This window comes from Mycobacterium sp. NGS56 (genome assembly GCF_059812425.1).
Genome location: NZ_JCALCQ010000011.1, coordinates 88,403 through 106,903, shown reverse-complemented (window position 1 = coordinate 106,903; position 18,501 = coordinate 88,403). Strand labels below are relative to the sequence as shown.

At 66.8% G+C, this 18,501-nt stretch carries 20 protein-coding genes and 1 pseudogene; 8 read left to right on the top strand and 13 right to left on the bottom strand.

Annotated features, from left to right (window positions below; translation table 11 throughout):
- Positions 1-14: 14 nt before the first annotated feature.
- The gene (locus tag AC5Y4F_RS21630) at positions 15-701 is read left to right on the top strand and encodes a DUF427 domain-containing protein (protein ID WP_067932835.1); all 687 of its coding nucleotides are present in this window, start codon (positions 15-17) and stop codon (positions 699-701) included.
- Here AC5Y4F_RS21630 and AC5Y4F_RS21625 read toward each other — a convergent pair.
- The 3 genes from AC5Y4F_RS21625 to AC5Y4F_RS21615 are packed head-to-tail and all read right to left on the bottom strand — an operon-like array spanning position 685 to position 3,675.
- On the bottom strand, positions 685-1,860 hold the full coding sequence (locus AC5Y4F_RS21625; protein ID WP_499998505.1) for an acyl-CoA dehydrogenase family protein: 1,176 nt from the start codon (positions 1,858-1,860) through the stop codon (positions 685-687). The genes AC5Y4F_RS21630 and AC5Y4F_RS21625 overlap by 17 nt on opposite strands.
- Positions 1,860-2,780, bottom strand: coding sequence for an LLM class F420-dependent oxidoreductase (locus tag AC5Y4F_RS21620; protein ID WP_067932838.1), 921 nt, complete (start codon positions 2,778-2,780; stop codon positions 1,860-1,862). The genes AC5Y4F_RS21625 and AC5Y4F_RS21620 overlap by 1 nt, the downstream gene beginning before the upstream one ends.
- A gap of 4 nt (positions 2,781-2,784) precedes the next feature.
- Positions 2,785-3,675, bottom strand: coding sequence for an acyl-CoA thioesterase (locus AC5Y4F_RS21615; protein ID WP_499998500.1), 891 nt, complete (start codon positions 3,673-3,675; stop codon positions 2,785-2,787).
- A gap of 153 nt (positions 3,676-3,828) precedes the next feature.
- Here AC5Y4F_RS21615 and AC5Y4F_RS21610 point away from each other — a divergent pair.
- A pseudogene (locus AC5Y4F_RS21610) lies at positions 3,829-3,918 on the top strand (SRPBCC family protein); the annotation flags it as partial.
- 167 nt (positions 3,919-4,085) lie between these two features.
- On the opposite strand, the gene AC5Y4F_RS21605 reads toward AC5Y4F_RS21610, so the two are convergent.
- Positions 4,086-4,928: a carotenoid biosynthesis protein gene (locus AC5Y4F_RS21605; protein WP_231986316.1), complete on the bottom strand. Its 843-nt coding sequence runs from the start codon at positions 4,926-4,928 to the stop codon at positions 4,086-4,088.
- Between the two features lie 237 nt (positions 4,929-5,165).
- Here AC5Y4F_RS21605 and AC5Y4F_RS21600 point away from each other — a divergent pair, with 237 nt between their 5' ends.
- From AC5Y4F_RS21600 to AC5Y4F_RS21590, 3 genes are read left to right on the top strand one after another with little or no spacing between them, the layout of a single operon-like run.
- A complete protein-coding gene (locus tag AC5Y4F_RS21600) occupies positions 5,166-5,993 on the top strand; it encodes an SMP-30/gluconolactonase/LRE family protein (RefSeq protein ID WP_499998497.1) in 828 nt (275 codons plus the stop codon).
- 15 nt (positions 5,994-6,008) lie between these two features.
- Positions 6,009-6,842 (top strand): thioesterase family protein, encoded by an 834-nt coding sequence (locus AC5Y4F_RS21595; RefSeq protein ID WP_499998492.1) that lies wholly within the window; start codon positions 6,009-6,011, stop codon positions 6,840-6,842.
- Between the two features lie 52 nt (positions 6,843-6,894).
- Positions 6,895-7,440, top strand: a complete 546-nt coding sequence (locus tag AC5Y4F_RS21590; protein ID WP_007769268.1) for a TetR/AcrR family transcriptional regulator — start codon at positions 6,895-6,897, stop codon at positions 7,438-7,440.
- Here AC5Y4F_RS21590 and AC5Y4F_RS21585 read toward each other — a convergent pair.
- From AC5Y4F_RS21585 to AC5Y4F_RS21565, 5 genes are all read right to left on the bottom strand, one after another.
- Entirely contained in the window at positions 7,437-8,777 is a 1,341-nt protein-coding gene (locus AC5Y4F_RS21585; RefSeq protein WP_499998490.1) for an FAD-binding oxidoreductase, read from the bottom strand. The genes AC5Y4F_RS21590 and AC5Y4F_RS21585 overlap by 4 nt on opposite strands.
- 58 nt (positions 8,778-8,835) lie before the next feature.
- Positions 8,836-9,441 (bottom strand): DNA-3-methyladenine glycosylase I, encoded by a 606-nt coding sequence (locus tag AC5Y4F_RS21580; RefSeq protein WP_231986317.1) that lies wholly within the window; start codon positions 9,439-9,441, stop codon positions 8,836-8,838.
- Positions 9,442-9,654: 213 nt separating this feature from the next.
- On the bottom strand, positions 9,655-10,395 hold the full coding sequence (locus tag AC5Y4F_RS21575) for a glucose 1-dehydrogenase (protein WP_067932850.1): 741 nt from the start codon (positions 10,393-10,395) through the stop codon (positions 9,655-9,657).
- A gap of 16 nt (positions 10,396-10,411) precedes the next feature.
- A complete protein-coding gene (locus AC5Y4F_RS21570; protein ID WP_067932852.1) occupies positions 10,412-11,512 on the bottom strand; it encodes an NAD(P)H-dependent amine dehydrogenase family protein in 1,101 nt (366 codons plus the stop codon).
- A gap of 161 nt (positions 11,513-11,673) precedes the next feature.
- The gene (locus tag AC5Y4F_RS21565) at positions 11,674-12,309 is read right to left on the bottom strand and encodes a TetR/AcrR family transcriptional regulator (RefSeq protein WP_067932854.1); all 636 of its coding nucleotides are present in this window, start codon (positions 12,307-12,309) and stop codon (positions 11,674-11,676) included.
- A 159-nt stretch (positions 12,310-12,468) separates the two neighbouring features.
- Between AC5Y4F_RS21565 and AC5Y4F_RS21560 the strand changes: the two genes are divergently transcribed.
- Positions 12,469-12,594, top strand: a complete 126-nt coding sequence (locus AC5Y4F_RS21560) for a hypothetical protein (RefSeq protein ID WP_003874194.1) — start codon at positions 12,469-12,471, stop codon at positions 12,592-12,594.
- Positions 12,595-12,657: 63 nt separating this feature from the next.
- On the opposite strand, the gene AC5Y4F_RS21555 is transcribed toward AC5Y4F_RS21560, so the two are convergent.
- The 4 genes from AC5Y4F_RS21555 to AC5Y4F_RS21540 form a co-directional block, all read right to left on the bottom strand.
- Complete coding sequence (locus AC5Y4F_RS21555; RefSeq protein ID WP_067932856.1) at positions 12,658-14,085, bottom strand: NAD(P)(+) transhydrogenase (Re/Si-specific) subunit beta; 1,428 nt, start codon at positions 14,083-14,085, stop codon at positions 12,658-12,660.
- Entirely contained in the window at positions 14,082-14,411 is a 330-nt protein-coding gene (locus AC5Y4F_RS21550; protein ID WP_067932858.1) for an NAD(P) transhydrogenase subunit alpha part 2, read from the bottom strand. Before AC5Y4F_RS21550 ends, AC5Y4F_RS21555 begins: the two co-directional genes overlap by 4 nt.
- 9 nt (positions 14,412-14,420) lie before the next feature.
- Complete coding sequence (locus tag AC5Y4F_RS21545; RefSeq protein WP_499998484.1) at positions 14,421-15,566, bottom strand: Re/Si-specific NAD(P)(+) transhydrogenase subunit alpha; 1,146 nt, start codon at positions 15,564-15,566, stop codon at positions 14,421-14,423.
- 317 nt (positions 15,567-15,883) lie between these two features.
- The gene (locus tag AC5Y4F_RS21540; protein WP_067933020.1) at positions 15,884-16,345 is read right to left on the bottom strand and encodes a nuclear transport factor 2 family protein; all 462 of its coding nucleotides are present in this window, start codon (positions 16,343-16,345) and stop codon (positions 15,884-15,886) included.
- Between the two features lie 115 nt (positions 16,346-16,460).
- On the opposite strand from AC5Y4F_RS21540, the gene AC5Y4F_RS21535 reads away from it, so the two are divergent.
- Together AC5Y4F_RS21535 and AC5Y4F_RS21530 are read left to right on the top strand one after the other, a co-directional pair.
- Positions 16,461-17,681, top strand: a complete 1,221-nt coding sequence (locus tag AC5Y4F_RS21535) for an acyl-CoA dehydrogenase family protein (protein WP_499998601.1) — start codon at positions 16,461-16,463, stop codon at positions 17,679-17,681.
- Positions 17,674-18,495: a tyrosine-protein phosphatase gene (locus tag AC5Y4F_RS21530; RefSeq protein ID WP_067932862.1), complete on the top strand. Its 822-nt coding sequence runs from the start codon at positions 17,674-17,676 to the stop codon at positions 18,493-18,495. The genes AC5Y4F_RS21535 and AC5Y4F_RS21530 overlap by 8 nt, the downstream gene beginning before the upstream one ends.
- The last annotated feature ends 6 nt before the right edge of the window (positions 18,496-18,501 follow it).

Below are 18,501 nucleotides of genomic sequence, written 5' to 3'. Positions count from 1 at the left end.
ATAGGCTTTCAAGCATGACTCTGGTGGCCGGTCGCGGTCCGCTCAGCAACGATCCCGCGGGGCGCTTCTCGCCCGCAATACCCGACGACGTCGTCTACGTCGAACCGCATCCGCGGCGCGTGCAGGCCGTCAAGGACGGCCGCGTGGTGATAGACACCGAGCGGGCGCTGATGGTGCACCGGCGCGGCCGGCCGCTGAGCTACGCCTTCGCTGCCGACGAGGTCGGCGACTTGCCGAGCGAGCCGGAACCCGAAGCGCCGGGCTTCGTCCACGTGCCCTGGGACGCGGTCGATACCTGGATGGAAGAGGGACGCAAACTCGTGCACTACCCGCCCAATCCCTATCACCGCGTCGACTGTCGTCCCACCCAACGCCGCTTGCGCGTCCGCGTCGCCGGCACCACGCTGGTGGACACCGACGACACCGTGATCCTGTTCGAGACCGCGCTCGCCCCGCGGCTCTACGTCGATCCGGCTCACGTGCGCACCGATCTGCTGAAACGTTCCGAGACGTCGAGTTACTGCAATTACAAAGGGTTTGCGACGTATTGGACGTTCGTGTCGGGCGACCAGGTTGTCGAGGACGTCGCCTGGAGCTATCCCGGCCCGCCCCCGGAAAGCCTGCCCATCAAGGGATTCCTCAGCTTCGACGACACCCGCGTCGAGGTGTCGGCCGAGCTGCCGGTCAGCGGCCGTAGCTAGGGCGCCCGAGACCCAGCTCGTGCTGGGCGATCATGTTGCGGAACACCTCCATCGTGCCGCCGTAGATGCCGGCGGGCACGCCGTGCCGATAGATGAACTCGATGGCACCGTCGTCCGCGGAACCCGGTGTATCGGTGGGCAATGTCGACGCCGTCCCCAGCAGGTCCATCAATTCGTGGGAGACGTCCCGCATGGTCTGGATGATCGCTACCCGCCCGTACATACCGGGCGTCGACATGGCCGCCTCGATGCGGGCCATGCTGCGGCCTAGCCGGTATTTGGTCGCTTCGTCGTCGATGAGGCGCCGACCGGTCGCATCGGGCGTGGCCAGGACCGCCGCGACTCCGTCGGCCGCCTCGGCCATCAGGTGGCCGTGCTCGGATAGCATCGAAATGTTTTGCAGGCCATGGTCTTCGGGGTCGGTAATGCCGTGTTCCGCGTCGAGCGCAGACCGCATCACCGTCCAGCCGCCGTTGACCTCCCCGATCCGATACAGATCATCGACCCGCACGTCGCTGTAATACACGATGTTGGTGCGGTCACCGTCCAGCGTGCGGATGCCCTGGATCTCGATGCCGTCGGAATCCAGCGGTACCAAAAACATGGTCAGGTTCTTGTGTCTGCGTCCGTGCGGATCAGTGTTGGTGAGCAGGAAGACGTACTTGGCATTCTGTGCGTTCGAGGTGAACATCTTCGAACCGTTGATGACCCAGCTCGATCCATCCCGCACGGCCCGGGTCTTGCAGGTGGCGACGTCGGAGCCGCCTTCGGGCTCGGTGTAGCCCAGGCAGAGCCGGATCTCCCCGGACAGCACGCCGGGCAGTATCGCGTCGGCGAGTTCGGCCGCCCCGAATTGCTTCACCAACCGCGCGACGGTTGCGGTGGTGCCCCAGTGGAACCACGGCGTGTGAGCGCGGCCGATCTCGAGGTGGAAGATCCGCCGGCGCACCGGATTGAATCCCCCTTCGGACTCCAGCTTCCAATCCGACGCCAGATAACCCGCCTCGCCCAACGCCAAATGCACTTGTTCGCTGAAGTTTTCGCCAGTCTCGCGATCACGTTGCCGCACTTCGTCGGTGACGTGTTCGGCGATGAACGCCCGGGTCTCATCGAAGAATTTCTGATCCTCGGGCGAAAGCTCGACGCGGGAGAAGTTCATCAGGCGGTATCGACCACGAGGGTGCGGAACCTGTCGAGCGTCTCGAGCGCGTGCGCCATGCTGTCGCCGGGCAGGTGCATGCCGACCCAGGTGACACCCAGCTTCGCCAACTCCTCTAGGCCCTCGAGGTAGGCGTCGGCGTTGAAGTCGTCGCTCGCGGGACTGCCGCCCTCGAAGTTGGTGAAGGTGATGTCGATCGCCGACCAATCCCGGCCCGCCGCATCGCATCTGCGGCGCAGATCGTCGATCCCGCGTGCGAGCTTCTGCACCGAGTCGATGACGGCCGTGCCGGCCGTCTGGGCCAGCTGCGGCGGCGCCGGGAACGGGCACCAGCCGTCGCCGTACCGGACCACCCGCTGCCGCGATGACGACGTATTGCCGCCGATCCAGATCGGCGGATGCGGATCGCTCACCGGCCTGGGATGCGCGGTGATGCCGCGCGCGCTGAAATGCTTGCCCTCGAACGAGATATCGTCACCGGTCCAGATGGCCCGGATCACCTGTAGCGATTCCTCGAACAGCTCGGCCCGCTCGTCGAAGCTCACTCCGAGTGCCGCGAACTCGCGCTTGAGGTAGCCCACGCCCACCGCGAGCGTGAAGCGCCCACCGGAGAGCAGGTCCAGGGTGGCGCCGGACTTGGCCACCACGAACGGGTTTCGGTACGGCAGCACCACGATGTTGGGGATCAACCGCAGCGTGGATGTCGTGGCTGCCGCGAAACCCAATGCGACAAAGGGATCCAACGCATCGTGTCCGCCGGCCTCCAGCCATCGCTGCGAGGGCGCCGGGTGATCGGTGAAGCCGAAACCGTGAATCCCGGCCGCCTCGCATGCCGCGGCCACCTTGCCGATACCGTCCCCGCTGACCAGCTCCGGGTTGTAGGGATGGCTGTGCATCGGGTGGGTGATGGTGAACCGCATGGTCTTAGAACCGCGCGCGCGAGTCGATCGCCGTGTCGCTGGTGCGCAGCGGCCGGATCAGCGCCTCCTGGGCGAACGATGCCAACAGCTCGCCCTCTTGCGCGTGCACGGTGCCGCGCACGTACGACATGCCCGCGCCGACCTGGGTGCTCTCGTGCGTGTAGAGCAGCCAACCGGTCCAGTCCACCGGTTCGTGGAACGCCACCGAGATGCTCATCGGCGCGGTGGACACGGTCAGGTGCGCCTGGGCGGTGCCGATGCCCTCATGCGCGCGCATGGTGGTCGAGATCCCAAGATGCCCGGTGAAGTACGCGAGCAGCGCCTTGGCCAACTCGTCGCGGGTCGGGATCGGATCGTAGTGCAGCCACGCGTAGAGTTCCGGCGGGCCGACCTCGTCGGGGCTGTTGACGTCGACGACGTCGACCAGGCGCAGCTCGCGACCGATCATCGGCATCGGCGAGGGGTGCGCGTCGGCCGGGGCGGCGACCTCCGGGCGCGGCAGGTGGTGCCGGATAACGTCGTCGGTCGGGACGTCGGCCAGCACGGTGACGCTCAGGCAGCGCCGGCCGTTCTGGTGCACGGCGACCACCGCGGTGGCGGTGGACCGGCCTTCGGATACGACGTCGAGGACCAGTTCGATCGACGGACCGACGACCACGGCGCGCGAGAACACCGCGTGCGCTGAGCGCACCGATTTATCGGGAAAGCGCTTCGCCACCGCGACAATCGCCTGTGCCAGCACCTGGGTGCCTTCCACCACCTGGCGTTCGTCGCCTACGGCGATGCCGGTGTCACCGGTGAATCGGTCGTCCCCGTCGGCCTGCACGTCGAACAGATCCAGCAGGCCCTGCACGGTCCATTCGGTCTGCGCGGATTCCTCAGACGCCTTCGTCAATCCAGTTCACCTCTCGCGCTCGCAGCTCAGCGCTCAGCGTGACACTTTGAGCAGCTTTTGTAAAGCTTGGCTAACAAGACGGCGGCCCGGCCGGGCGGCGGAACGGCTGAAAGCCCAGGGAGGCAACGCCATTGGACATCGTGACGACCACTTCACATCGCCAACTTGCCGCAGCTGCCGCTCAAGGTCGGCGACACCCGGGAGGAAGCCGGTCCCGACGGTGACCGCGTCTTCAGCTGGCGGTCCACGTCCAACTCCTTCATTCGCGCAGCAGAACCACTCAGCGGTAGCCAAGTCGCCCCTCGATGACCGCCTCATTGTTGGTGCGCAACACGCACTACGACGCGCACCGTTTCCAGATGGTGCCGTCACAAGTCTGTAGCGCGAACACCGTGTATCGGCAAGGCGAATCAGCGAAGCGACGGCTGACGGCCGTAGAGCCGGAGCAACGCGGTGAGCCCGCTGAACACAATGGTGAATAACGCCGCCGACGCACATGATTCGTAGACGTCGGCGATCGCGATCGTCTTACCTCCGCGGACCGCGACGCCGTCGGGAGGATGGATCAGGCTGGTGAAGACCTGGGTGGTGGTGGAAAGCCAGAACAGGCACGGCAGTAGCCAGTAAGTGCGGGTTCGGATGACGGGGCGTCCGGGGAATCGCGTCTCGATGAGCGCGACGAGCTGAAAGATCAACCAGCCCGTCAGAAGCCAGCCGAGAAAATTCGTCAGCGGGACACCCAGCGCGCCGGTCGGGTGGTCATAGGAGTACCAGTCGTGCGCCGTCGCCCCCAAGGGGTCGTACACCAGGTCATAACCCCCCAGGATGAATGTCGCCACGATGGGTGTCGTAAATCGTTCGGCCTTACCGACAGCCACACCAGGTGCGGGTCGCATGATCACGCGGGCAAGCGCCCAGGCCAGCCAGCCGAACATGATCCAGCTGGCGATGGCCACCGGGGGGACGCCAAGGGGTTTCGGACCGGGTAGGTGATGGGTGTAGGAGCCGAAGGGGAAACCGGTCGCGACGCCGATTGCCTCCAATGCGAACGCAACAACGCCGGCGATGACGACGAATGCGGCCATGCCTCGTGCGGAGTAGCCCAGCCACGCATGGACGATGACAAACAGAATGAGAAATCCCATTTGGGCGGCCCCGGCTTGAGTAGCCAGCGACGGACGCACCGCCGTGACCGCCGCCGCGAGCAGCGTGAGGACGAGCAAGACCCAACACGATGCCCTGAGAATTTTCAACCGTGCCTCCGTTGGCCGGGCGGTCGCGTCAGCGTATCGACTGCTACCAACCTTGTCGAGCGCGGTGAAACCCCTCGCTGTCGGCGGCCAGCAACGTGGTATCGCGGCGCCGACGTCCCAACGCCGAGCACACGATCGTCGCGTGCGAACTCGCAGGAGATTGACACCGGTACCCGCGGTGCATGACACTTTTGCGATGTTTTGTAAAGCGGACCGATTTGCCGAAGGCGGGGACGAATGATTCCCGAGCCGCTGGCCAACGGATTCTGCTTCGGCGAGGGGCCGCGCTGGTTCGAGGGCCTGCTGTGGTTCTCCGACATGCTGGGCGAGGCCGTCCACACCGCGACCATGGGTGGCTCGCTGACCACGCTGCCGCTGCCCGGGCACTCGCCGTCGGGCCTGGGCTTCCGGCCCGACGGGTCGCTGTTGATCGCCTCGACCGAAGACCGGCAGGTGCTGCGCTATGACGGCGAAACCGTGGTCACCATCGCCGATCTGGCCGACCTGGCACCCGCGGCACTCGGCGACATGGTCCTCGATGACGCGGGCCGCGCCTACATCGGCTGCCAGGCATTGCGCGGTGGGGTCATCATTCGGCTGGACCCCGACGACAGTGCGACCAGGGCCACCATCGTGGCCGAAGACCTCGACTTCCCCAACGGCATGGCGATCACCCCGGACCGCGGGACGCTGATCGTCGCCGAATCGACGGCCCGGCGGCTGACCGCATTTTCCATCGCCCGCGACGGCGGGCTATCCGATCGCCGGGTTTTCGCCGACGGCCTCGACGGGCCGCCCGACGGCATCGCGCTGGACGCCGAGGGTGGGGTGTGGGCGTCCATGACCCTGGCCCATCAGTTCGAGCGGATCGTGGCGGGTGGCACCGTGACCGATCGCATCGACATGGGCGACCGGGTCGCCATCGCCTGCGCCCTGGGCGGTCCGCAGCGCCGCACGCTGTTTCTGTTGTCGAGCACGGAGGCCTATCCTCAACGCCTGGTCGGCACCCGGCTTTCCCGGCTGGATGCCGTCACGGTGACCACTCCCGGCGCCGGCCTGCCCTGACCCGAGAGGCTGACGATGACCGACGCCTACTACGAGCTGATCGATCCGGCCGGCGACGACGCCACCGCGCTGGGTGAGAAGTTCCGGGCGACGGATCTCGCGCGCGGCACCTGGTCGGCGGCCATCCAGCACGGCGGTCCGGTGTCGGCGCTGCTGGTCCGGGCGCTGGAGCGGTGCGAGCAGCGCGACGACACGCGCCTGTCCCGGGTGGTCATCGACCTATTGGGCGGGGTGCCGGCCGAAGGTGATCTGTGGGTGCGCGCGCAGGTGCAACGTCCGGGCAAGCAAATCGAGCTGCTCGGCGCCGAGATGCTGGCCCCCGGACCCGACGGCACACCGCGGCCGGTGGCGCGCGCCAGCGGGTGGCGGTTGCAGCACCAGGACACGGAACCGATCGCGCACGCCGCGGCGCCACTGCCCCGGCGGCGGGCCGAGGCCTTCAACCGCAACCTCAAGGCGCGGGACTGGGACCGCAATTACGTGCACAGCCTGGAGTGGCTGTGGCTGACCGAGCCGCTCAGCGAGGGCCCCGGCGAATCCTGGATCAACCCGACCGTCGACCTGGTCAACGGCGAATCCATGACGCAGCTGGAACGGCTGTTCGCGGTGGCCGACTGCGCCAATGGCATCGGCAGCAAGTTGGACATCACCAAATGGACATTCCTCAACACCGATCTGGCCGTGCACGTATTTCGTGTACCTGACGGCGATTGGATCGGCATTCGCGCGGAGACCAGCTACGGGCCGGACGGCATCGGGACGACGATCGGCACGTTGTTCGACGAGCAGGGCGCGGTCGGCGCCATCCAGCAGTCGGTGCTGGTGCGCCGGCGTCCCCCTCGGGCCTAACGTGGGAGCGAATGACCATGACACCTCGGCGACACTTCGAAAAGTTTGAATCATGAGCCAGCCGGCCCGGGCGACGACGATCGCCGACACCGACACCTCGACCCGTCAGCGCATTCTGGCGGCCACCGCCGAGGTGCTCGGCCGAAACGGCAAGACCAAGCTCAGCCTGTCCGACGTCGCCACCCAGGCGGGCGTCTCCCGCCCGACGCTATACCGCTGGTTCGCGTCCAAAGAGGAGTTGCTGTCGGCGTTTTCGAGCTACGAGCGCCAGATCTTCGAAAGCGGTCTGGTGAAGGCCACCGCGGGCCTCAAGGGCGTGGACAAGCTGGACGCCGTGCTGCGGTTCATCGTCGAATATCAGCATTCGTACTCCGGTGTGCGCATGGTGGACGTCGAGCCCGAGCACACCATCGCCCAGTTCTCCTGGGTCATCCCGCAGATGCGCGAGGGTCTGCAGCGCCACCTGCCCGGGCCCAACGCGGCGGTGAAGGCGGCGACGGTGATCCGGATTGCGATATCGCACTACATCGTGCGAAGCGACGACGCCGACCAATTTTTGGCACAGCTGCGGCACGCGGTGGGGATTAAGGGCAGCTAGTCGAACAACACCGCGGCGTTGAGGAATCCAGTTGGATCCAGCGCGGCTTTGACCGTGCGCATCGCCGCGATGTCGGCGGCCTCGCGGGACATACCGAGGTAGGGCCGTTTGCGGCTGCCGACGCCGTGTTCGGAGCTGACGTTGCCCCCGGATCGCGCGATGAGGTCCATCATCGGCTCATACAGGGCCCGTTCCCGGTCGGCCGGGCAGCGCAGCACGTTGAGGTGCAGGTTGCCCTCGCCGATGTGGCCGAACAGCACCGGCAGCGCGTCGGGGGCATGCGTGTCGATCAAATCGATTGCGCGTCTTTCGAATTCGCCGATCGTCGCCAGTGGCAGCGAGACATCGAACTTCAGCGGGGGCCCGTACACACCGAGCACCTCGGCCAGCGATTCGCGGATCTGCCACAACCGTTGCTGCGCAGCGACATCCACGCCGACCGCGGGATCGGCACACGTCGGCACCTCGTCGAGCAGGTCGGCGAGCCGCTCGGTCTGGTCGTGATCGGCGGCCAGTTCCACCAGCAGCAGATAGTCGCCGGGGACCGGGGCGCCGACTCCGCGGTGCTCGGTGGTCAGCGCGGCGGCGCGGCCGTCGATCAGCTCCAGCGCCGCGATGCCGTCCACATCGCGGAAGGTGCGCCCGGCGGTTACCAGCGCCTCGAGGTCGGCGAAGCCGCAGATCGCCGTCACCCGGTGTGACGGCGTGGCGTGCAGCCGCAGGTCCAGCTCGGTGATGACGCCAAGCGTGCCCTCGGCGCCGACGAACAGCGCCGGCAGGTCGTAGCCGGTGTTGTCCCGGCGCACCCGGCTGTGTCGGCGCAACAACGTGCCGTCCGGCAGGGCCACATGGACGCCGACCACCTGCTCACCCATGTTGCCGTAGCGGACCGTGCGCAGGCCGCCGGCGTTCGTCGACGCCATGCCGCCGACGGTCGCAGTGTCGCGGGCCGCCAGATCCACGCCGAACACCAGACCGGCCGTGCCCGCGGCCCGTTGCACCGCGGCCAGGGTGGCTCCGGCGCCGGCCTCGATGCGGCGTTCGACGGTGTCAACGTCGCCGACGGCGTTCAGCCGCTCGGTGGACAGCAACACGTCGTCGTGTTCGGGGACGGTGCCGGCCACCAGCGAGGTCCGGCCGCCCTGCACCGTAACGTGCGCACCGGCGTCCCGGCACTCGCGCAGCACCTCGGCGACCTGCTCGGCGGTGCCCGGCCGCACCAGGGCGCTCGCCTTCCCGCGGTAGCGGCCGGTGTGGTCGACGCTGCACGCCGCCAGCACATCGGGGTCGGTGACGACGTGATTCGATCCGACCAGGCTCGCCAGGCTGCGCAGCATGATCGCGGTTATAGCACCGCCGGCGCGCATCGCTCACACCGGCCGCGTGTGTGCGGCTTCAGTCCGACGGCGGTGACACTGCACGAAAACACCCTTCGAAATGACCGTTTTCGATTCCCACGGTCTGCATGAACGAGTGGGCGACGACGGGGCCGGCATGCCGAAATCCCGTCTCCCGCAATGCTTTCGCAAGCTGATACGACTCCGGGCTGGTCATCCGGCCGTCGGCCCAGCTGCGCAGTCGATGGTGTTGTCGCGGTTGATGTTTCCACGCCAATTGCGCGAGCGATTGTGCGGAAAGCAGGCGGGCATTGTGCAGCGTGGCCTCAATCTTTCGCCGGTTGCGAATGATGGAGGCATCGGCCATCAGTCGCTCGACATCGTCGTCAGTCATCGCCGCCACCGCCGCCGGGTCGAACCCGTGAAACGCGGCGCGCAAGTTCTCCCGCTTGTCGAACACGGTTGCCCACGACAGGCCGTTCTCGAAGTAGGTCAGCACCAGCGCCTCGAACAGCGTGACCTCGTCGTGAGTGGGTCTACCCCATTCGACGTCGTGATAGACGGTCAGATCGCGGCCCGTCTCGGTGGCCCAGCGGCAGCGCACGACGCCGTCGGGACCGGACAGCACGGTCGGCAGGTGTGGTGGCATATCGACACCCGCCATGGCCTTCACCGCGCTTAATCCCTTCGACCGGTCCCCGTTAAGGTTTATCTTCCACATGCCGCAGACCGCGCATATGCGTAAATGCCCGCCTCTGAGCGACAACCGGTCACGCGCGGGAGCGACCGGGAGCCGGCACCGCCGGTTGTCGCTCAAAGGCGGGCAACAGCAACATTGCCTCCCGTGAGGAAAACAGCCTGCCTACAGCGCGGCGCGCTAGAACTCCTTGTGATTCACGTCGGTGACCAGCCCGCCGTCCATCACGTACTCGCTGCCGGTGGAGTAGGACGACTCGTCGCTGGCCAGGAAGAGCACAAACGTCGCGACTTCCCGGACCTCGCCCGGGCGCCCGAGCGGAATCGTCACCATGTCCTCGGGCAAATGGGCGGTCATCGGGGTGCGGATGAACCCCGGGTGCACCGAGTTCACCCGAATGTTGTGCGGCGCCAACTCCAAAGCCGCCGACTTCGCCAGCCCGCGCACACCCCACTTCGACGCGACGTAGGGGTGCACCATGGGTGCGCCGCGCAGGCCCTCGATGGACGACACGTTGATGATCGAGCCGCCACCGGCCGCGATCATCGGCTCGACCGCTGCCCGCATACCCAAAAACGTCCCGGTCAGGTTGACGTCAATCACCCTCTGCCACTTGGCCAGATCGAAGCTTTTCAGCGGCCCGAGCGCGACGGTTCCGGCATTGTTGACCAGCACGTTGAGCTTGCCGAATTCGCCGATCGCTGTGGCGACCGCGGCGTCCCACTGGTCCGGCTGGGTGACATCGAGGTGCACGTAGCGCGCGGAGTCACCGATCTCGTCGGCGAGCGCCTTGCCCTGGTCGTCGAGGATGTCGCCGATAACAACCTTGGCGCCTTCCTCGACCAGCAGGCGAGCGTCTTCGGCACCCATCCCGCCTGCGCCACCGCTGATCAGCGCTACCTTGCCGTCTACCCGACCCACGCGGGTCTCCTTTCGTTTAGGTGGTAACCAAAGTGCTTGGTGCGTAAAGGCCTTTGCCCGTTACCAGCGGCAAATCGAGTGTGGTGCGAATGCCGGGCGGCGCCGCGATCACGGCGGGGATGGCGTTGACGACGCGGCCCGCGGCGCCCGCGATGGCCGCGTGGTTGTGGTCGCCCTTGCGGCTGCTGGGAATGATGTCGACCGCATACGAGGGCTCGCCGGTGATCTCGACGCGGTAGGAGCCGTCGCCCGCGGCGGGCTGGGGCAGGTCGGGACGCAGGTCCGGTCGCAGCCTGGTGACGTGCTCGATGACGATGGCGGGGTGACCCTTGACCATGCCGCGAATCTCGAACTGCAGCACCGCCACGGTGCCCTTGGCCACGTGACCGACCGCGATGTCGAAGTCCTCGGGTGCCGGCTCGCGCTGGTAAGACTCGGTGATCTCGTCGACCTCGATGCCGAGGCCGGCCGCCAACTGGCGGATCGCGGTGCCCCACGCGATGCTGAGGATGCCCGGCTGAAGCAGCATCGGAATCTCGTCCATGGGGCGAGCGAAGCCCATGTAGTCCATGACCTCGGTTCCGTTGTACGACGCGTAGTCGTGAATCTCCATGCAGCGCACCTGCTCGATGCGCTGACAGGTCCCCGCGAGCGCCAACGGAATCAGGTCATTGGCGAATCCCGGATCTACACCGCTGATGAAGATGCTCGAATTGCCTTGCTTGGCAGCGTCTTTTACGCGGGCGATGTACTTGTCGGGCATGACACCCCACGGGTATTGCAGCAGCCCGGGCGACGACCCGACGACGTTGATGCCCGCTGCCAGGATGCGCATGACGTCGGCCATCGCCTCGGGCAGTCGGGTGTCGCCCATCGCGCAGTAGACGACACAGTCGGGTTTGGCCGCGATGATCGCGTCCAGGTCATCGACGGCCGCAACGCCCGTGACCACGCCGGCGTCCAGACCGACGCCACACAACTCGCCGGCGTCCTTACCGACCTTGGCGGGCGTCGAGACGCACACGCCGACCAGTTCGAACTGCGGGTTGGTGATGAGTTCGGCGAGGGCCAGCCCTCCGACATTTCCGGTGCCGACGTGCGCGACGCGGATCGCCATGAGAGTCTCCGTCCGTTGAGCGCTCAAACTTTTCTAGACACTAGTCCACTAATTTAGAAGCGCACCGGGCGGAGCGTGGTCCGGTCGCCAACGAGATTGCCGTGAGGGCTGTTCCGGCCGCAGCTTTCACTGCCGTGGCGGGAATCTCGGCGGGAAGCGCGCTAAGGCCCCAGCGGAGACGTCGTGCGGATGCCTTCGTCGCGGATCAACCCGCGCAGCAGCGCGGTGCTGAACTCGGCGGCGATCTCCTTGGCCGAGCGCCGGCCGCTGGGACGCAGCCAGCGGTAGCTGCCCAGCGTCATGCCGATGTAGCCCAGCGCCAGCACGTGCGAGTCGCAGGGGTAGAACTCGCCGCTGGCGATCCCGCGGTCGATCAGGCCGTGCACGTGGTGGTAGACCTGAGCTTCCTTCTCGCGGACCTCGGCTACCTGCTCACTGGTGAACCATTCGGTGATGTACGGCTGCTCCTGGAAATACACGGCCGCCCGCTCCGGATCGCTGGCGATGCCGGTGAGCAGGCGAACCGTGTACTGGTAGAGGGCCTCGCGCGCCGTCCAGGACGGGTCGTCGTGCACGGCGGCCAGCGTGCCCTCGGCGGCCTGGCGGTAGATGTCGAACAGGATCAGCGACTTGCTGGCGTAGTAGTGGTAGACGGTCGCCTTGTTCAGGCCGATCACGTCGGCCACGTCGTCCATCCGGGTGCCGTGATAGCCGCGGGCCGCAAACAGCTTGGTGGCTACCGCCAGCAGCTCTTGGCGCCGGGTTTGCCCATTCGGGGTGGTGCTGTCGGTGGGCATCTGTTCTCACTATCGTCGTATGGCCTGGCCAGGGGCCAGTCCGGCCCAGAATAGCTATCAATCAACTGGTTGGACAGTTTATGCAAAACGCCGGGTGTCACGTGCACGCGTATGCGACTAGACTCCTCATCGAACGCGATGAGTCGAGAGGTGGGGCCGATGGATCCGAGTCCGGATTACGACGGAAGCGACGAGATCGAGTTCTTCATGCGGTACCTGACCTGGGGCCTGCGTGGGGTCACCGACGGAAACGGATACCCGCCCCCGGCGTACCCGCCTGTCTAACCCCATCTTTGTCGTGGTGACCCGCCGCGCCCAGCTTCGCTGCGCTTGCGATCATCACGTTGCTTATAGCGCCTTGAGTTCCTCGGCGACCTCGGTCACCGATTTCTTCGCGTCGCCGAACAGCATGCTGGTTCCCTCGCCGTAGAACAGCGGGTTGTCGATGCCCGCGAAGCCGGAATTCATCGACCGTTTGAGCACAATCACCGACTTGGCCTTGTCGACGTTGAGGATCGGCATGCCGTAGATCGGGCTGGACGCGTCGTTGCGGGCTGCCGGGTTGGTGACGTCGTTGGCGCCGATGACGATCGCGACGTCGGTGCGGGCGAATTCGTCATTGATGTCGTCCATGTCCTTCATGGCGTCGTAGTCAACCTCGGCCTCGGCCAGCAAGACGTTCATGTGCCCGGGCATCCGGCCCGCCACCGGGTGGATGGCGTACTTGACCTCCACGCCCTTGTCCTCCAGCAGGGCCGCCATGTCCTTGACGGCGTGCTGGGCCTGCGCGACGGCCAGCCCGTAGCCGGGCACCACGATCACCTGGTTGGCGTAGGCCATCTGGATCGCGGCGTCGGCGGCCGACGTGGCCTTGACGGTCTTGTCGCCACCTTGACCATCGGGGCCGCCGCTGACGACCACTCCGCCGAAGCCGCCCGCGACGATCGCCGGGATCGAGCGGTTCATGGCCTTGGCCATCAGGTTGGTCAAGATCGAACCCGACGCGCCGACGATCATGCCGGCCACGATCATCGCCGTGTTGTTCAGCGCCAGGCCCGCGGCCGCGGCCGACAGGCCCGTCATCGCGTTCAGCAGCGAAATGACCACCGGCATGTCGGCGCCACCGATCGGCAGCACCACCATCAGACCCAGCACGCCCGCGGCGGCCAGCAGGCCGACCATCCACCACAGTGCTGCCCCGGCACCGCCTGGGTGGGCGTGCAGCCCGATCACCACCGCGGCGATTACGGCCGCGGCCAGCAGCAGCAGGTTGATCGGCTGCTGCGCCTTACCGAAGCCGATCGGCGACCCGGAGATGATCTCCTGCAGCTTGCCGAACGCGATGATCGATCCCCAGAACGAGATCGAGCCGATGATCGCGGCGAACAACGAGGCCACCACGATGTGCACGGTCGGTGACTCGCCGTGCCGGAATGCCGAAAAGCCGCTGGTTTCAATGAATTCCGACAGCGCGATCAATGCGACCGTGCCACCGCCGACGCCGTTGAAGAACGCCACCAGCTGCGGCATGGCCGTCATCTTGGTGTAGCGAGCCGGCGGGACGCCGAGCACGACGCCGACCACCAGGCCGGCGATGATCAGCACCCACTGGTCGGTGTGGCGGATCTTGATCAGGGTCGCCGTCACGGCCAGCGCCATACCCACCGCGGCGATCAGGTTGCCCCGCACCGCCGTTTTGGGCCCGGTCAGGCCCATCAGGCCGTAGATGAAAAGCGCAAAGGAAATGATGTAGAGGCCGATCACCAAGTAGTTCATTTGGCCGCCGGCTCCTCGCTCGATGCGGGCAGGGGTTTCTTCTTGCCCTTGAACATGCCCAGCATCCGGTCGGTCACGATGAACCCGCCGATGACGTTCAGCGTGCCGAACACCACGGCGACGAACAGGATGATCTGCACCGCAAGCGACGGGTGCTCGACGGAGCCGAACACCACCAGGGCGCCCAGCACCACGATGCCGTGGATCGCGTTGGTGCCCGACATCAGCGGCGTGTGCAAGGTGTTGGGCACCTTGGAGATGACCGCGAACCCGACGAATCCGGACAGCACCAGGATCGCCAGGTTGGCCAATAGCTCGTCGTACATGTAGTCCTCTCAGCCTGTCTGGCGCCGGCTCTCGGCATCGCTCGGATCTGCGTCGCCGCCGGCAGCGGTCCGCGTCACGCAGGAGTCCGCAACGACCTCGTCGTCGAAGTCGGGCGCCAGCTTGCCGTCGGTGAGCAACAGGTCCAGCAGTGCGGTGATGTTCTTGCTGTAGAGCTCGCTGGCGTGTTCGGGCATGGTCGCCGGCAGGTTCAGCGGCGACGCGATGGTGACGTCGTACTTGACGACCGTCTGCCCGGGTTCGGTGAGCTCGCAGTTACCCCCGGTCTCGCCGGCCAGGTCCACCACCACACTGCCCGGCTTCATCGCCTCCACCGCTGCGGCGGTGACCAGGCGCGGTGCCGGCCGTCCCGGGACCAGCGCGGTGGTGATCACGACGTCGAAGCCGCCGATCGCCTCTTCGAGAGCCTTCTGTTGCTGGGCGCGCTCCTCGTCGGTGAGCTCCCGGGCGTAGCCGCCCTCACCGGCGGCGGCCACGTCTTTGTCGCCGAGCGACAACCACTGCGCCCCCACCGAGCGCACCTGATCGGCCACCTCGGGGCGCACGTCGTAACCGGTGGTGCGCGCGCCCAGCCGCTTGGCCGTCGCCAGCGCCTGCAGCCCGGCCACGCCCACGCCGAGCACCAGCACGGTCGCGGGCTTCACGGTGCCGGCCGCCGTCGTCAGCATCGGGAAGAACCGGGTGGACTCCGAGGCCGCCAGCAGCACCGCTTTGTAGCCGGCCACGTTGCCCTGCGACGACAGCGCGTCCATTGCCTGCGCCCGCGAGATCCGGGGAATGGCCTCGAGCGCGAATGCCTGCACGCCGGCCTGCTTGAGGGCCGCGATCGAGTTGTCGACGTTGCGCGGCGCGAGGAAACCGATCAGCGTCTGGCCGCTGTGCAGCTTGGCGACCTCGGCCTGGGTCGGCGGCGCGACCTTGACCACCACGTCGGCGGCCCAGGCGTCGCCGATGCTGGCACCGGCCTCGGTGTAGAGGGCGTCGGGCAACAGCGCCCGCTCGCCGGCACCGGGCTCGACCACCACCGCGACGCCGCTGCTCACCAGCGACGCGACCGCCTTCGGCACCAGCGCGACCCGCCGCTCGTCGACGCCGGATTCGGCGACCACTCCTACCGTCGTCTGCGCATTTGTCATGGCGCGTACATCTACTTTCCGTACTTTCCCGTACTGTCCCTGCCGATGGGCGTGGCGCTGGCTCGGCCGCGCGCTTCGCTACCTTAACCAGGTTTCACCCTGGACGTGTGATCGGCTCCGGGCCACGCCAGGGCGCGCATACCCCGGCCGCGGCGATCGATCCTGCGGTCGATCGTTCGCCGCCGCGAGGCGATGCAGTAGCGCCCGTGCCGTTGTGAGGTCACAAGATGAGGTTGTTGCTCCGAATTCGGTTGCGCGCCTCTTCCGCACTCCGGTTACGCCGGCCGCACCGCCGTCGCGCCAGATCCGCTTGCCCGCTACCACAGCGGCATGTCCTGACCGTGTTCGGATTCCGGCCGGCGCCCGAAGTAGCGGCGCTGCGATTCGTCGATCGGCACGTCGTTGATACTCGCTTCGCGGCGCGCCATCAGTCCCGACTCGGTGAACTCCCACAACTCATTGCCGTAGCTGCGATACCACTGGCCGGACTGGTCGTGGCATTCGTATTGGAAGCGCACCGCGATGCGGTTGTCGGTGAAGTCCCACAGGCTCTTGCGGAGCGAGTAATCGAGCTCGCGCTGCCACTTGCGGGTCAGGAACGCGATGATCTCGTCGCGGCCAACCACGTGTTCGCCGCGATTGCGCCACTGCGAATCGACCGTGTAGGCGAGGCTGACGCGTCGGGGATCGCACGTATTCCACGCGTCCTCTGCGGCCTGAACCTTCTGGATCGCCGTTTCCCGGGTGAACGGCGGGAACGGCGGGCGCAATTCACTCATGCCGTCCATCGTGCGCCTGTACCGACGCGTTTTCATCGCGGCGTAAGCATTGCGCTGACGACCGCAACACAGCGAACTCGACACGTGTCCTATCGTGACGGGCATGGACTTCGCGATGTCGGCCAAAGCCAGCGACTACCACAAGCGACTGTCCGACTTCATGACGGAATACGTGTTCCCGGCCGAGGCCGAATACGACAAATACCGCGACGAAGCCGGCCCCCACGACCACACGGTCCCGCCCGTCATCGAAGAACTCAAAGTCAAAGCCCGGGCGCAAGGGCTGTGGAACCTCTTCCTGCCGGCGGAGTCGGGCCTGACCAACTTGGAATACGCGCCGCTGGCCGAGATCACCGGCTGGAGCCTGGAGATCGCCCCCGAGGCGCTCAACTGCGCGGCGCCCGACACCGGCAACATGGAGACCCTGCACCTGTTCGCCACCGAGCAGCAACGCCAGCAATGGCTGGAGCCATTGCTGGCCGGCGAAATCCGCAGCGGCTTCTCGATGACCGAGCCCGCCGTCGCCAGCAGCGACGCCCGCAATATCGAGACCTCTATCGTCCGCGACGGCGGCGACTACGTGATCAACGGTCGCAAGTGGTGGACGTCGGGCGCGGCGGACCCCCGCTGCAAGATCCTGATCGTGATGGGTCGCACCAACCCCGAAGCGGCGAGCCACCAACAACAGTCGATGGTGCTGGTGCCCATCGATACGCCGGGTGTCACGGTGGTCCGCTCGACCAGCGTCTTCGGCTTCCAAGACCAGCCCGGACACTGCGAGATCATTTACGACAACGTCCGCGTACCCGTCACCAACCTGCTGGGCGAGGAGGGCGGCGGCTTCGCCATCGCGCAGGCACGGCTGGGGCCGGGCCGCATCCACCACTGCATGCGTGCCCTGGGCGGCTCGGAGCGAGCGCTGGCCCTCATGGTGGACCGGGCCTCCAAGCGGGTGGCGTTCGGCCGTCCGCTGGCCGACCAGGGCGTAGTGCGGGAGTCGATTGCCAAGTCCCGCAACGAGATCGACCAGGCCAGGCTGCTCTGCGAGAAGGCCGCATGGACCATCGACCAGCATGGCAACAAGGCCGCCCACACATTGGTTTCACAGATCAAGGCGGTCGCGCCGCAGGTGGCGTGCGACGTCATCGACCGCGCCATCCAGGTGCACGGGGCCGCGGGTGTCAGCGAGGACACCGCCCTGGCCCGCCTGTACGCCTGGCACCGAGCCATGCGGCTCTTCGACGGCCCCGACGAGGTGCACATGCGGACGATCGCCCGCGCCGAACTCGGCAAGGAAAAATCCGCCCTCGCCGCGGCGGTCACCACACATGCCTGAGGTCCTGCGAGAACTGTCCGGCGCGTGGAACTTTCGCGATGTCGCCGACGGGACGCCCGCGCTGCGGCCCGGGCGGCTGTTCCGCTCCGGTGAACTGAGCCGGCTCGACGACGCCGGGCGCGCAACGCTCCGCGAGTTGGGCATCACCGATGTCGCCGACTTGCGTGCGAACCAGGAAGTGGCCCGGCGTGGTCCGGGATTGGTTCCTGACGGCATCGAGATTCACCGGCTCCCCCTTCCCGACCTCGGCGACGATGAACCAAGCGACGAAGCGCCGCACGAACACGCATTCCGCCGCTTGTTCCAAGGCGACGCCAGCCAGTCCGACGAGTCCGTCAACGACGCCGCCGTCCGCCACATGATCGCGGAGTACCGGCAGTTTCCGACGCGCAACGGGGCCCAACGCGCTGTGCGGCAAGTCTTTTCGTTACTGGGAGCTGGGCGTCCGGTGCTCACGCACTGCTTCGCGGGCAAGGACCGCACCGGTTTCGTGATCGCTACGGTGCTCGAAGTGGTCGGCGTCGACCATGACACGATCGTCGCCGACTACCTGCGCAGCAACGCCGCGGTCCCCCAACTCCGTGACCACATCTCCGAGATGATCCAGCAGCGTTCCGACGTCGAGCTCACGCCGGAGGTGATGACGTTCACCGAGGCCCGCCTGTCCGACGGAGTGCTCGGCGTGCGGCCGGAGTACCTGGAGGCCGCACGCCACACCATCGACGTGGAATTCGGGTCGCTGGACGGCTACCTGCGCGACGCGGGCGTCAGCGAGGCTGACGTGGAACGCCTGCGCGGCGAGTTGCTCGCCTGACTCGCT

What these genes read in the sequence shown, in the direction of transcription:
- AC5Y4F_RS21530 (WP_067932862.1), top strand. Translation starts at nt 17,674, where the DNA reads ATGCCTGAGGTCCTGCGAGAACTGTCCGGCGCGTGGAACTTTCGCGAT.
- AC5Y4F_RS21630 (WP_067932835.1), top strand. Translation starts at nt 15, where the DNA reads ATGACTCTGGTGGCCGGTCGCGGTCCGCTCAGCAACGATCCCGCGGGG.
- AC5Y4F_RS21535 (WP_499998601.1), top strand. Translation starts at nt 16,461, where the DNA reads ATGTCGGCCAAAGCCAGCGACTACCACAAGCGACTGTCCGACTTCATG.
- AC5Y4F_RS21595 (WP_499998492.1), top strand. Translation starts at nt 6,009, where the DNA reads ATGACCGACGCCTACTACGAGCTGATCGATCCGGCCGGCGACGACGCC.
- AC5Y4F_RS21545 (WP_499998484.1), bottom strand. Translation starts at nt 15,566, where the DNA reads ATGACAAATGCGCAGACGACGGTAGGAGTGGTCGCCGAATCCGGCGTC.
- AC5Y4F_RS21620 (WP_067932838.1), bottom strand. Translation starts at nt 2,780, where the DNA reads ATGCGGTTCACCATCACCCACCCGATGCACAGCCATCCCTACAACCCG.
- AC5Y4F_RS21555 (WP_067932856.1), bottom strand. Translation starts at nt 14,085, where the DNA reads ATGAACTACTTGGTGATCGGCCTCTACATCATTTCCTTTGCGCTTTTC.
- AC5Y4F_RS21570 (WP_067932852.1), bottom strand. Translation starts at nt 11,512, where the DNA reads ATGGCGATCCGCGTCGCGCACGTCGGCACCGGAAATGTCGGAGGGCTG.
- AC5Y4F_RS21600 (WP_499998497.1), top strand. Translation starts at nt 5,166, where the DNA reads ATGATTCCCGAGCCGCTGGCCAACGGATTCTGCTTCGGCGAGGGGCCG.
- AC5Y4F_RS21540 (WP_067933020.1), bottom strand. Translation starts at nt 16,345, where the DNA reads ATGAGTGAATTGCGCCCGCCGTTCCCGCCGTTCACCCGGGAAACGGCG.
- AC5Y4F_RS21560 (WP_003874194.1), top strand. Translation starts at nt 12,469, where the DNA reads ATGGATCCGAGTCCGGATTACGACGGAAGCGACGAGATCGAGTTCTTC.
- AC5Y4F_RS21585 (WP_499998490.1), bottom strand. Translation starts at nt 8,777, where the DNA reads ATGCTGCGCAGCCTGGCGAGCCTGGTCGGATCGAATCACGTCGTCACC.
- AC5Y4F_RS21550 (WP_067932858.1), bottom strand. Translation starts at nt 14,411, where the DNA reads ATGTACGACGAGCTATTGGCCAACCTGGCGATCCTGGTGCTGTCCGGA.
- AC5Y4F_RS21625 (WP_499998505.1), bottom strand. Translation starts at nt 1,860, where the DNA reads ATGAACTTCTCCCGCGTCGAGCTTTCGCCCGAGGATCAGAAATTCTTC.
- AC5Y4F_RS21580 (WP_231986317.1), bottom strand. Translation starts at nt 9,441, where the DNA reads ATGGCGGGTGTCGATATGCCACCACACCTGCCGACCGTGCTGTCCGGT.
- AC5Y4F_RS21590 (WP_007769268.1), top strand. Translation starts at nt 6,895, where the DNA reads ATGAGCCAGCCGGCCCGGGCGACGACGATCGCCGACACCGACACCTCG.
- AC5Y4F_RS21565 (WP_067932854.1), bottom strand. Translation starts at nt 12,309, where the DNA reads ATGCCCACCGACAGCACCACCCCGAATGGGCAAACCCGGCGCCAAGAG.